This is a genomic window from Pontiella agarivorans, assembly GCF_034531395.1.
Classification (GTDB): Bacteria; Verrucomicrobiota; Kiritimatiellia; order Kiritimatiellales; family Pontiellaceae; genus Pontiella; species Pontiella agarivorans.
The window spans coordinates 318,160-331,516 of sequence record NZ_JARVCO010000002.1 but is presented as its reverse complement, the minus strand read 5'-3'; the positions used below and the strand labels follow the sequence as shown (position 1 = coordinate 331,516).

The window sequence follows — 13,357 nt, the reverse complement described above, 5'->3', positions numbered from 1 at the left end:
AATTCATCCTGATCTAAAGCAGGATGAATGCCGCAGCCCCAAAACAACCAATGCCCCGGGGCCCGAAGACGGGACCGTTCGATTAATGGTCCCGTCTTCTTTTAGCAGGGAATGCTTAGCCCAGAAGCTGAAGCACGCCCTGCGGCAACTGATTCGCTTGCGCCAACATTGCCGTTCCGACCTGCTGCAGGATGCTGTACTTGGACATCTCTGCGGTTTCCTTGGCCACATCCACATCGCGGATCCGACTTTCGGTGGCACTGATGTTTTCTTCGTAGGAGCGCAGCCCGTCCAGGGTCTGGTCCATACGTTTCATTTCAGCACCGATATCCGCACGTTTCGTGCTGATATAATCGATTCCTTCATTGATTACAGACACAGCCTCTCCGGCATCACCTTCTGAACCGGAAATTGCAATCAAACCGGAAGCCGCATCGGCCAGACCACTGTTGATCAGGTCGCCCCACTTGCTGCCCCCGGCAAGCGTATCCGCACTGCCCTGAGTCAGGTCGATCGCTGCACCGGTAAAGCTCTGTCCGCCATCTGCACCCACCTGCTGCGAAACAGCAGTACCGCCAAACAGAGCCAATCCATTGAACTTTCCAGCACCGTCGGTCGTGTCAACAATCCGGGAAATTTCATCCTGCATCTGCTTGAACTCTTTCTGCAGAACATCTTTATCGGTTGTTGATTTCGTACCATCGTTCGCCATCACAGCCAGCTCGCCCATTCGACCGAGCATGTCGTGAATTTTCTGCATCCAGGAATCTGCGGTCTGCAAGTAGTTCAACTTGTTTTCCACATTCCCCGCCGCTGCGGCCGTGTTGCGCGACTGCGTACGCAGTCGTTCGCTCATGGCCAGTCCCGACGGATCATCGCCTGCGTTATTGATGCGACTGCCGGAAGACAGCTTTGACATTGAGTCGCGCAGGTTACTGACGTTGTTTGTATAGTTTTTCCATACATTGAACGCCGAGGTATTATTACTGATCTGCATGGTTTCCTCCTTGGTTATATGCAGTTTACTTCAAAGCAACACGTCCTTGTGTTGCTTGCCATTCGTTCTGGACCACCCAAAACTTCTAATGGCAATTGGTTAATCGACCGCTTGGTTCTTTCTCTTAAGTTCCCGACATTCCAAGCGGAAATTTTTGCCGTTTCCTCAAAAGGTCTATGCATAAAAAAACGGGCCCCGAAAACGGAACCCGCTTTTTCCAATCTCTGGAAGCAACTTAGCCGAGAAGCTGAAGCACACCCTGCGGCAGCTGGTTGGCCTGGGCCAACATCGCTGTTCCAACCTGCTGAAGAATGTTGTATTTCGACATTTCAGCGGTTTCCTTGGCCACATCCACATCGCGGATACGGCTTTCGGTAGCACTGATATTTTCTTCATAAGAGCGCAATCCGTCCAGAGTCTGATCCATACGTTTCATTTCCGCACCGACATCCGCACGCTTCCCACTGATGAAGTCGATGGCTGCATTCACCTCGGTTACGGCCGCACCCGCATCCCCGCCTGCAGAAATATCAAGCGCTCCACCTGACGTGATTAATGCGCCCCAAGTGGTCCCCGTTCCAATGTTTTCAGTAGATGCGCCGGAAAGATCCAGCGACGCTGCGGAAGTGAAAACCTGTCCGCCATCTGCACCCACCTGTTGAGAAATCGGGGTTCCGCCCTGAAACAAGGCCAGTCCGTTAAACTTACCGGCGGCATCCGCATCGCCCCCTCCTGCCACATTGCTATCCCCGGCAATGCGTTCAATTTCCTGCTGCATCTGGGAGAATTCTTTCTGCAGGATGTCCTTATCTGTATCCGACTTGGTGTCATCGTTAGCCATCACAGCCAACTCGCCCATACGACCGAGCATATCGTGCATTTTCTGCATCCACGAATCTGCCGTCTGCAGATAGTTCAGCTTGTTTTCCACGTTGCTCGCTGCTGCTGAAGTATTCCGGGTCTGGGTGCGCAGCCGTTCGCTCATGGCGAGGCCGGAAGGATCATCCCCGGCGTTATTGATACGGCTTCCAGACGAAAGTTTAGACATCGAGTCGCGCAGACTGCTGACGTTGTTGGTATAGTTTTTCCATACATTGAATGATGAAATATTATTGCTGACTTGCATTTTGTGCCTCCTTGGCGATTTTTATACTCATGAGCTGCACATCCTTGTGCCACTCACCGCCTTCCGGACCTTCCGGAAATTCCTGCGGATATGAAACTATTCGACCAACCGATCCCTGAACTTAAGCAATCGGCTTAAATCGGTAATTTTTGCCGGTTTCCGAAAAAACTGAAATACAGACAAAAAAGCGGACCCTGAAAACAGAGTCCGCCTTTTCCAATCTCAGGAAGTAACTTAGCCGAGAAGCTGCAGCACACCCTGCGGCAGCTGGTTGGCCTGAGCCAACATGGCCGTTCCAACCTGCTGAAGAATGTTGTATTTCGACATTTCAGCGGTTTCCTTGGCCACATCCACATCGCGGATACGGCTTTCAGTGGCACTGATATTTTCTTCGTAGGAGCGCAATCCGTCCAGAGTCTGGTCCATGCGTTTCATTTCCGCACCGACATCCGCACGTTTTCCACTGAGGTAATCAATCCCGGCATTAATTGCACCAACAGCCATTCCCGGCTCTCCGGTGGATCCGATATTCAATCCACTTCCATCGGTCGTGCTGGTCAGCAGGCTTCCCCAGGTAAATACAGTATCGTCGCCTCCAGCGGGCGCACCGTCCGCACCGAGGTCGGTATATATCACGTCCGTATTCGCAGCCGTCAGGTCAAGTGCAACGCCTTCAAACGTCTGGCCGCCATCTGCGCCAACCTGCTGAATAACTCCATCCAATGCACCGCTCGTATCCGCATCAACCGCCTGAAACAGGCGAAGGCCATTGAACTTTCCCGCAGCATCGGTATCGCTTGTCGTTGCCCCGGTAATACGCTTCATTTCATCCTGCATCTGTGCAAATTCTTTCTGCAGAATATCTTTATCCGTGGTCGACTTAGTCCCGTCATTGGCCATTACAGCCAGTTCGCCCATACGACCGAGCATATCGTGCATTTTCTGCATCCACGAATCTGCGGTCTGCAGATAATTGAGCTTGTTTTCCACGTTGCTCGCCGCTGCTGAAGTATTGCGGGTCTGGGTGCGCAGCCGTTCACTCATTGCCAGGCCTGAGGGATCGTCACCTGCGTTATTGATGCGGCTGCCGGAAGACAACTTCGACATCGAGTCGCGCAGACTGCTGACGTTGTTGGTATAGTTTTTCCATACATTGAATGATGAAATATTATTACTGACTTGCATTGTGTGCCTCCTTGGCCCTTGTTTTATCAAACGAGCTGCACGTCCTTGTGCCACCCCCCGCCTTTCCGGACCATCCGGAAATTCCTGCGGATAGAACGTTATTCGGCCTACGGAGCCCGGAACTTAAATTAGATGCTCAAATCGGTAATTTTTGCCGGTTTCCGAAAAGCCTGAAATAAAGATAAAAAAACGGACTCCGAAAACGGAGCCCGCCTTTCCAACCATTGGAAGTAACTTATCCAAGAAGCTGCAGCACACCCTGCGGCAGCTGGTTAGCCTGGGCCAACATCGCTGTTCCAACCTGCTGAAGAATATTGTATTTCGACATCTCAGCGGTTTCCTTGGCCACATCCACATCGCGGATCCGGCTTTCGGTGGCACTGATATTTTCTTCGTAGGAGCGCAGCCCGTCCAGAGTCTGGTCCATCCGCTTCATTTCCGCACCGACATCCGCACGTTTGTTACTGATGAAATCGACGCCAAGCTGAAGGTCGCCCACAGCCGCTTCCGCAGCGGCCGCAGTGGAGATATTCACCGTTCCGTCAATCAGGTCCGCCCAGGTCGTCGTGCCCGCACCAGTAGCTCCGTCCAGATCCGTCGCCGTTGTAGACTGCAGATCGATAGACACACCATCGAAGGTCTGTCCGCCATCCGCACCCACCTGCTGCGAAATTGTCGTTCCGTCAAACAGTGCGTTACCGTTAAACTTTCCGGCATCGTCCGCAATCCGCACGATTTCTTCCTGCATCTGCGAGAATTCCTTCTGCAGAATATCGCGATCCACCTGCGATTTGGTCCCATCGTTGGACATCACAGCCAGCTCGCCCATACGACCGAGCATATCGTGCATTTTCTGCATCCATGAATCCGCCGTCTGCAGATAATTGAGCTTGTTTTCCACATTGCCCGCCGCCGCAGCCGTGTTGCGGGACTGGGTGCGCAGCCGTTCACTCATAGCCAGGCCTGAGGGATCGTCACCTGCGTTATTGATGCGACTTCCTGACGAAAGTTTTGACATCGAGTCGCGCAGACTGCTGACGTTGTTGGTATAGTTTTTCCATACATTGAATGATGAAATATTATTACTGACTTGCATTTTGTGCCTCCTTGGCCCTTGTTTTATCAAACGAGCTGCACATCCTTGTGCCACCCATCCGCCTTTCCGGACCATCCGGAAATTCCTGCGGATGCCTGATTATTCGGCCCCTGGAGCGCACTACTTAAACCGGACAAATAAAAACCATTCAATCCGGCAATTTTTGCCGAATTAACACGTATCATCCATTTCGCACGCTTCGTCCCGCCATGGCATCGGGCTTGCTTCTCCTGCGATCATGAAGACATCTGAGAAACAATGGGAAAAAAGCACCTATGTCAGCCGAACCCATATGGCGCATAAGTCACTGAGCCAACACAGGCCGTCGCAACGCCAAACAGGCATTGTTCGAGCCGACAAGGTACAGTTCCAGCCCGATCCGATCGAGATTGGGACCAAACCGGAAAAGATCCAATTGACCCCGATCATGAAAGACGGTCAAATCAAGGCATTACACGTGGTCTGCCCCTGTGGTTGCGAATCCACGTTTGATATCCAATATGCAACGGGAGGAGAGCCCAAATGATGTCCAAAACATGGGGTTTTGCCAGTCTGTTAGTCGTCTTGACCGCAGGGTGTACGCACCTGAAGAACAACAAGCCGATTGAAATTAATACCGACCAGAATTCACCGTTGCGCATGCATGTCTACGACTGGAACAAAGACCAGCCGGATTCGGTTAACGCCAATCAAATCCTGCTTCTTCCCCCTTTGGGAATTGAAGATCAAAACCTTCAAACTGATTTCTACCACCACCTTTACGGCGGTGCCCAACGGCGCTTCGCCTCCTCGCTTAAAATCATTCGTCCCGATAGTGCTTACGCACCGTATATCGAAGACCGCAATCTCATGCGCAACGACGGATCGCTCGATCTTAAAGAAGTCGCCTTTCTCGGAGCTTTAATGAATTGCACCTACGTCATTTGCCCGAATGTGCGCGAAATGATCCCCTACCACCCGCAACGTATCGATATCAGCCTGCTGTTGATAAACTCCGGAACCGGAAAAATCTGTGCTGAATTCGCGGGCGTATTTGATGCGAAAAACCGCGACATTTACGATTATTTCATCGAATACAGCAACGCACATAAAAGCGAAAATGAAAGCAAGGACGACCTGGGCTTTAAAATCAAATCTCCCGCCGCATATCAGGCTTTTGTTTCCGACATGTGCGGCACGGTTATGGCCGACCGGCTTTCGCTTTAATAAGGATTGAAGAAAATGGAAATCGGATTCACCACGAGCTCAACCACAACCGTCGGCTACCATACAAACCTCCCGAAGCCCACTCATGCCCCGTCAAGCGGCAACGAATGTGATCGGGCTCGCACATCAGATAAAGCCCTCCTGCTCTCGCGCAGTCTTGCAACACTCAAAGAACAGATGCTTCCCAGAGAAGAGATCCTGCAACGGTTTTCCTCGGATCGTGATGCCCCGGTAGAACTCGACGCCGCATCACTCGACCGCATCATTGACCAGCTTTAGCACCCCGAAGAATCGTTTGAACATGTAAAAGATCGCCGGGAAAATATGACCCGGCCTTTTTTTTATGCCATGGCCGGTTCAACATACTTCTGCAGAATATCCAACAACTGCTGCTTGCGCATAGGCTTGGCCAAATAGTCATTCATGCCGGCAGCCACAAAGGTTTCCCTATCGCCCTGCATGGCATGAGCGGTAAAAGCAATAATCGGCACACGGCGGTCCGGATTCTCGCGCTCCCGAATCAACTTGGTGGCTTCCAGCCCGTCGAGAACCGGCATTTGAATATCCATCACAATAATATCAAACGAATGTAATGAATCCGCCGGGCCGTTTTCCAGCCCCAGTGCCTCCAGTGCCTCCTGCCCATTTTCCGCCTCCACCACATGACAGCCTTCTCGCTTCAAAAAGGTTTTTGCCATCAGGCGGTTCACTTTGTTGTCTTCAACGACCAATACGTTGGTACCGGAAAGAGGCTCCTCTTTATCCTGATATTCATTTTCAGATGATATACGTTCGCCCTTCTCGCTCGGCAAGGCATCGAGATAGGTGAAGGGCAGCTCAAAAATGAAAGACGACCCTTTACCCTCTTCACTTTCCACCGTCAGATTGCCGCCCATCCGGGAAACCAGCTGATTTGAAATAGTCAGTCCAAGTCCGGACCCGCCATATCGACGGGTACTGGAACCGTCTGCCTGAGCAAACGCTTCAAAAATCTTGGCACGGGCATGTTCCGGAATACCAATACCGGTATCCTCCACTCCGAACCGAACCTGACAACCGTGCTGTTCCGCATCAATCCCCTCCGATTCAACCCGCACACGAATTTCACCTTTGCGGGTAAACTTGAAGGCATTGGTGATTAAATTGCTCAATATCTGACGCAGTGGCCCTTGGGCAGCCTGGACATAGCGAGGGATCTCCGGATCGATCATAATATCCAGTGGAATTCCGTAACTCATCGTCGAAGGAACAAATGCCCGCTCAAGATCAGCAAAGAACCGATGCAGATCGAGCGGTTCAAACAGGATTTCCACCTGGCCGCTTTCTACACAGGAAAGGTCTAGAATATTATTTATGGTTTCCAATAAATTTTCGCCCAAATTCAGGATCGTATCCACCTGATTCTGCTGCTGCTGATTGAGAGACGAGTCGAGCAGGATTTCCGACATCCCCAGAATTCCGTTCAGCGGTGTCCGGATCTCGTGCGATGTATTGGCAAGAAATTCACTTTTTGCCATGTTGGCGCGCTCAGCCACCGTACGGGCATTTTCTGCGGCTTCTTTTGCCAATTCCATTTCATGGGTCGCCTCCTCGGTCGCGGAAGTGCGCAGTTCAATTTCGCAGGCCATAGCGTTCACACTATGCTCCAACACCCCGATCTCGTCGCCCGAGGCATCGGCCTGAATCCGGGCCGCCAGATTCCCATTCTGCACGGAATGCAGACACTGCACGGAGCGCAGAATCCGCGGAACAACCAAACGGTTGACGATGAATGCCTGAGCAAAACCTCCAACCAAAATACACACCAGTGTTCCAAGAAAGAAAATCACAGACAGCTTCCGCTTAAAGTACATATCGTATTCTGTGTTCACTGCCATCCACAGATAGCCGGCCAATGTGTCCTGGATATGAAGCGGCTGGATAATATTGCGGCTGGACTCCGTTCGATAAATATCTTTTCGAATAAGGAGCTCGCCATCCTTCTCCATCAATTGCTCAAAAATTGCACTGCCGGGATCAATATCGCGAAACTTAACCCCCTCCTCCCGTGCGGCAGAACTGTAGAGCACCCGACCGCTTGCTCTAACCACCATGGCATGATCAACCTTCCGGCCAATCAGTCGCTCGAGCACTTCAGGCTCACGGACCATCGAATAATTCAGCGAACTTTCATTCATGAGCACGCCGGGAATTAGAGACTGAGCGACAAGCTGATTTTCGATATATTGCCCGAAGTGGCGCGAATAATAGACCCCCAACGCCGATAGAACCACCGTGTTGATCAATAGAATAAATATCGTCAGCTTAATCGCCAGCGACTTAAACCCAATCGGCATTTCCTTCATAAGAACCCGTTATTTCCGGCACTGCCCGAAGAGCACCCCGCCACCACTAAATATAATTCAACAACGACATGTTGACGGTTTTTGTGGCCATAGCCAGCGCCGCCTGATAGGCCGTTTGCTTTTCCGTGAGCTCACTTACCGCCTGAGCTATATCAATGCCCTCAAGAGCAGAAATATCTTCCTTCAGCGACACGTCCTGATTGCCCCGGATTTCATTCACAAAGGAAAGATGCTCTATATAAGCTCCAACCGAAGCCCGGCTGACAATCACCTTTTCAGCAGCTCCATCCACCTGAGTCTGCAACGTCGTTTCGGCCAGATTCTCACCCGCCAAAAGACGATCACGCATTTCAATCAGCGGCGCAAAAGCATCGGTCGAACTCGAGATCAGCACTCCGTTGTCCGCCCCCCCGCCCACCAGCTGATTCGGCAGCGCATCCCCGGCGGCCACTTCGACCATCGCCGATACACTTCCGCCTTCATAGACCACCGAGTCGATATAACCATCGGCATTGCGGGTCACCGCAAAAGGCTCAGACGCGGATTGGATTCCGCCAAACAGATAGCCGCCCCCATCAGACGGCGTGTTCGCGCGGGTCACCAGTTGCTCAAGCAATGCATCCACCTGTGCTCCCAAAACCTGACGATCAGCCTCATTCAACGTACCGTCCGAGGCCTGAACCGCAAGTTCAGAAGCATTTTGAAGGAGCGATCCTATGGAATCCAGCATCTGATCAGCTGAGAGCAACCGGGATTCAACCAACTGGGCATTTCGCTCATATTGCACGAGCCCTTCTTGCTGATCCAGCAACTGGGAAAGGCGAGCCCATGCCACCGGATCGTCGGATGCTTTCTCCATTCGGTTCCCCGAAGCAATTTGCTGTTCTTTACGATATACCGCTGCCTGATTGTCCATAATGTTGTTCGACAACATCTGGTTCGACATCTGATTAGAAATTCGCACGGTTCTACTCCTCGTGTTTTAGATAAACAAACAGCAGCAGGACCGATGCCATGGAGAATCAAATGGGCAGTTTATGCGAAGTCAAACCGGCCAATGAGGTTTTAACCATATCGCAAAGAAGTTCCGGATAAAAAGGCTTGAAAAGTACGATCTCACCCGGAAGCCGAAGCGTTGCATCTTCAGGAGAATAGGCCGTCATATAAATCACCTTCGACGCGGGATATGCCGTTTTAAATTCTTTTGCAAGTTCGCCGCCACTCATATTCGGCAAGCGCATATCCGTCAGTAACAGGTCAATATTTCCCGCAGAGGACTGCATAATCAGCAAGCCCTCTTCCGCTGACTCGGCGCCTAATACCGTATATCCTTCCTGCGTCAGAACAATGCGAATCAGATTCAGCAAACATTCTTCATCATCCACCACCAAAATGGTTGCGTTATCCGTTCCTGAATCAAGCATATCACCCTTCTTACTTCGGCCCTAAAATACGAAAATTTTATTGGAAAAACCTATTTAAAAAAGAAAATACACCGTCATTTTTACAACACACTAAGCACGAAGCGAATACCCGGATCCCTCTACACAGCAATAGCCAGCTCTTCCCTGCGCCGGGCCCGGATCAACCGCTCCTTGGACGAAGGAATGCCCAGCTCTTCACGATATTTAGCCACGGTACGACGAGCCACTTTCAGCCCCTCCTTTTTGAACCGTTCCGAAATGTGAGCATCGGTTAACGGCTTCAATGCTTCTTCAGCATCAATAAAAGCTTCCAATCGGGTTTTAACCCGCTCCGGCGTCACCGATGAGCCGTCAGCACACCGATATCCCACTTTAAAGAAAGAGCGCATTTCAATCAGACCGCGCTCGGTGCGGATGTATTTATTGGCAATGGCCCGGCTCACCGTCGTTTCATGCACACCGATCATAGCGGCCACTTTATTCATTGTGAGCGGCTGCAACGCACCGTTTTCCGAAGAAAGAAACTCCTGTTGCACACGTACGATCTGACGCGCAACTTTCAGCATCGTATCCTGTCGCTGAGAAATTCCCTGAATCAGGAAACTGGCTTCCCGCACTTTTCCACGAATATACTCCAAATCGGCCTTACTTCCCTGACGGGCATCCAACAGACGCTTGCAATAACTGCTCAGTTGCAGTTTAGGCAGGCGTTCATCCAGCAATTCAACGTGTAACTCCCCATTCTTAGAGCGAATTTCCAAATCAGCTTCGACATATTCGGTCGGCACAGACGGATCGTTCTTTCCCGGCTCCGGATCGAGAGTGCGAATCAATCGAAATGCCGCTTCAACCTTGTCTGCATCCTCTCCAAGGTGATCCGCCACCATAACCGCCCGGCCTGCCGCTAAGTGGTCCAGCCAATTATTAACCAGCATCTGGGCCAACTCAGTATCCGAATCCATGGCCTTCAACTGAAGCGTAAGACATTCGCGCAAATCACGAGCTCCGATTCCGGCAGGCGCCAATGCCTGGAATTTTTCAAGAACAACCGCAATTTCGCTTACATCCAGCCCGGACGCCTTCGCAATATCTTCCAGCGAAGCATCCAGATAGCCCCGTCCATCAATTGATCCCGCAATAATCCGGGCCGCTTCGGCATGTGTTTCGCTGAGGTCAGCAAAAAGAATGGCCTGCTCCAATTCGTCCTGCAGACGGGAAGTGCTTGCAATATGATCCATCGTGAAATCATGCTTTTCCTGCAACACATGACTGCTCGAAAGCCGAGGTTCGTCCGCAAGACGCCACTCCTCATCAATATCGGCCAACACCCCGAGCCGCTCACCCACTTCTGAACGGCAAAGATCAATTCCATCAGCAGAGGAAGCCAGCACATCCGATCCGATATCATCGGCCATAGGTGATTCTTCGGGCGACGCAGCCTCCAAAGCCGGATTGGAAACCAACTCACGATCAACCAACTCTGAAAGTTCAACAGAAGACACTTGAAGAATCTTAAGCCAATTCAACAACTGGGGTGCCAGATTGAGTTGCTGCGTAACATTTGAACTTTGATACATCTTTATGTTGGTATTCATGATCCATCTCCCGTGGTAATTGAAAACACCTATAGCTCAGAGTGAGCCAACTGCAGCCTCCTGATCCCACAAAAAATCATCCCAAAAAGTATACCCCCTCATCTTCAATAACTTATGAATTTCAGTTTTTTTAATCCCCAAAAAAAGGGACCAAATCGGTCCTCCCCCGAATGTCGGAGAAACCAACAACTGGAGAGTGAAATCCGACACCACACCGCCATACTCGACAGACCAGGCAGCGGATTTGTAGAAGGCGGGGTGATTTTACGTAAAGCTTCACCTGCCATTTGAACCTGAAATTCTTGATCAATGTCCTAACCGTCAGATACGGCCCAACTCTTTTTTTAATCGCAGCTTCGCCCCGCGGGCAATGCGCAGAAACACTTCGCGAATTTCAGCCCGAACACTCCGGCTCTTAATGTGCGGGATCGCTCGGTGCACGGATTCTCAAAAATAAGCTGCGCCGAAGCGATCAAGAAGCTGTTAAACAGATTAAAGAAAATCTTCACCTGCAGGGTTCCTTCTTCATGAATAAAGCGGAAACAGCTTCAGATCCCCCGCTTTCTATTTTTTGATCGATGAAATAATCTGATCTTCAAACTCAATCCGCACCGGATAGGCCATGCCGTATTCCGGAGCTTTTTCCGGCAGCATGATATGCAGGCCCTGCTCCGTGATATCCCAATCAAGCTTTCCCTTACGGCCCAGCAGTGAAATAGATTTCACCCCCTTCAAATCAGCCCCGGCAAACGTTTTGATAACGGCCTGTTCACCCGGCCAGGCGAGGAAGGTCGCATAAAGAACGGTGTTATCCTTGCTCCGGGTAAAACGGATATCATCCGGCTGGCCTTCAAATTTCAAATGACCGTGATCGTCTTTATCATACCACGTATCGGAAACCTCTCCATAAATCTCATAAGGCCTTGTGCAGTAAACGGCTTCCCCGCAGACCTTCAACCATGCCCCCAGTTCCCGTATAAACTGTTTCTGATCTTCCGGGAACGTACCATCCGCTTTGGGAGCAATAGCCAGCATGAGTACGCCCCGTTTACTGATCACATCCATCAGCTGATCCACGATCATATCAGTCGGCTTAATGGGCACCCCTTCGGCATACCCCCAATTATTGCCATCATAAATAGAATCGTCTGTCTGCCAAACCATGTCCGCCAGTTCTCTCATGCCGCCACGTTCAAAATCCCGAACACCAGTACCCGGCTTAAAGGTTTTCCAGTTTTTATAGTTCAGCACCACGCCCGGGTCTTCAAACGAACCGCCCCACTCCATCGCCTTGTTGTAATAATGGGCCGCAAACTCCATCCGGCGGGAAGTAAACGTATCCGGATTCATGCCCCAATCAAAATAGTGCAGATCCGGATGATACTTATCCGTAACTTCTTTGGTTCGCTCCAGCCATCGGTCCAGATCGCGTTCGCTGGGTTTCAGATTCCAGCGCGACCGCTTCAGCCACTCCACACGATCTTCACCTTCCTTGATAATGGCGGTGCGTGCTTCTTCCGGAATAATTGGATTCCCGTAAAGATCCTGATTGGCCGGATCTCTGGCGTCATAACCATTGATATGGTTCCACTGAAAAAAGCCGTAGTTCCACGCCGAATGATTAGATACCCCGTATTTCAGCCCCCTTTTCCGCATGGCATCACCTAATTCCTTCACGATGTCGCGTTGGGGCCCCATATCAACCGAATTCCATTCGGTCAAATCGCTATCCCACAGACAGAAACTATCGTGAAACACGGCCAGTGTGCAGAAAAACTTTGCGCCGCCCTCCACACACAGATCCGCCCAGGAATCCGGATCAAAGCGTTCAGCCTTCCATTTCGGGATCAGATCCTTGTAGCCGAATGTGCCGGGATCGCCATACGTTTGCTTATGATAAAAATGCGTCGCCAGTCCCTGATTATTTCGGCTGCTCTGCCCTTCTTTACAATACATCCAGCGCCCGTACCATTCCGCCGCATGATCTCCTTTAAATGCCGGAACAGAAAAAACACCCCAGATCGGCCAGAAGCCCAACTTGGCATCCTCATACCATTCGGGGGCCTCATAATTCACCAATGAGTCCCACGTTGCTGTGTATCTTTCACCTTTGGCCGCACAAACCGCAGCGACCAGGCACAGGCCCAAATATCCAAACCTTCTCATTCTCAATTTCCTCATTACAGATTCACCAATGTAAACAGTATGAATATAATCTCCACGTTGCATCGGTTTCCTCCATAGATGAACTCCCGAAGAACATGGACGATCCCATGATCCATTCCAGCCTGGATGTTCATGTTTTACTGCGCTTTCCCCTGATTTTAGGACCACAGGCTTCAATGGAATCTGCGTCCTCGAAATGATAAAAAAAGGGCGCTGA

The 13,357-nt window shown here is 50.8% G+C and carries 11 protein-coding genes; 2 read left to right on the top strand and 9 right to left on the bottom strand.

Annotated elements, in window-relative coordinates; all coding sequences use genetic code 11:
* Positions 1 to 115: 115 nt before the first annotated feature.
* From P9H32_RS01305 to P9H32_RS01290, 4 genes are all read right to left on the bottom strand, one after another.
* Complete coding sequence (locus tag P9H32_RS01305; RefSeq protein WP_322607051.1) at positions 116 to 997, bottom strand: flagellin N-terminal helical domain-containing protein; 882 nt, start codon at positions 995 to 997, stop codon at positions 116 to 118.
* 235 nt (positions 998 to 1,232) lie between these two features.
* Positions 1,233 to 2,123 (bottom strand): flagellin N-terminal helical domain-containing protein, encoded by an 891-nt coding sequence (locus P9H32_RS01300; RefSeq protein ID WP_322607050.1) that lies wholly within the window; start codon positions 2,121 to 2,123, stop codon positions 1,233 to 1,235.
* Positions 2,124 to 2,357: 234 nt separating this feature from the next.
* On the bottom strand, positions 2,358 to 3,308 hold the full coding sequence (locus P9H32_RS01295) for a flagellin N-terminal helical domain-containing protein (protein ID WP_322607049.1): 951 nt from the start codon (positions 3,306 to 3,308) through the stop codon (positions 2,358 to 2,360).
* A 235-nt stretch (positions 3,309 to 3,543) separates the two neighbouring features.
* Positions 3,544 to 4,404 carry a flagellin N-terminal helical domain-containing protein gene (locus tag P9H32_RS01290; RefSeq protein ID WP_322607048.1) on the bottom strand — a complete coding sequence of 287 codons (861 nt, stop codon included), beginning with the start codon at positions 4,402 to 4,404 and terminating at the stop codon, positions 3,544 to 3,546.
* Between the two features lie 522 nt (positions 4,405 to 4,926).
* On the opposite strand from P9H32_RS01290, the gene P9H32_RS01285 reads away from it, so the two are divergent.
* Positions 4,927 to 5,610: a hypothetical protein gene (locus P9H32_RS01285; RefSeq protein ID WP_322607047.1), complete on the top strand. Its 684-nt coding sequence runs from the start codon at positions 4,927 to 4,929 to the stop codon at positions 5,608 to 5,610.
* Between the two features lie 15 nt (positions 5,611 to 5,625).
* Entirely contained in the window at positions 5,626 to 5,889 is a 264-nt protein-coding gene (locus tag P9H32_RS01280) for a hypothetical protein (protein WP_322607046.1), read from the top strand.
* A 62-nt stretch (positions 5,890 to 5,951) separates the two neighbouring features.
* Here P9H32_RS01280 and P9H32_RS01275 read toward each other — a convergent pair whose 3' ends face one another.
* The 5 genes from P9H32_RS01275 to P9H32_RS01255 all read right to left on the bottom strand — a co-directional run bounded on the left by P9H32_RS01275 (position 5,952) and on the right by P9H32_RS01255 (position 13,140).
* Positions 5,952 to 7,955, bottom strand: coding sequence for an ATP-binding protein (locus P9H32_RS01275; RefSeq protein ID WP_322607045.1), 2,004 nt, complete (start codon positions 7,953 to 7,955; stop codon positions 5,952 to 5,954).
* A 46-nt stretch (positions 7,956 to 8,001) separates the two neighbouring features.
* Positions 8,002 to 8,919 carry a flagellar hook-associated protein FlgL gene (gene flgL, locus P9H32_RS01270; protein ID WP_322607044.1) on the bottom strand — a complete coding sequence of 306 codons (918 nt, stop codon included), beginning with the start codon at positions 8,917 to 8,919 and terminating at the stop codon, positions 8,002 to 8,004.
* Between the two features lie 58 nt (positions 8,920 to 8,977).
* Positions 8,978 to 9,379, bottom strand: a complete 402-nt coding sequence (locus tag P9H32_RS01265; RefSeq protein ID WP_322607043.1) for a response regulator — start codon at positions 9,377 to 9,379, stop codon at positions 8,978 to 8,980.
* Between the two features lie 119 nt (positions 9,380 to 9,498).
* Positions 9,499 to 10,974, bottom strand: coding sequence for an RNA polymerase factor sigma-54 (gene rpoN, locus P9H32_RS01260; protein WP_322607042.1), 1,476 nt, complete (start codon positions 10,972 to 10,974; stop codon positions 9,499 to 9,501).
* A 564-nt stretch (positions 10,975 to 11,538) separates the two neighbouring features.
* Positions 11,539 to 13,140: an alpha-L-fucosidase gene (locus tag P9H32_RS01255; protein WP_322607041.1), complete on the bottom strand. Its 1,602-nt coding sequence runs from the start codon at positions 13,138 to 13,140 to the stop codon at positions 11,539 to 11,541.
* Positions 13,141 to 13,357: the final 217 nt, after the last annotated feature.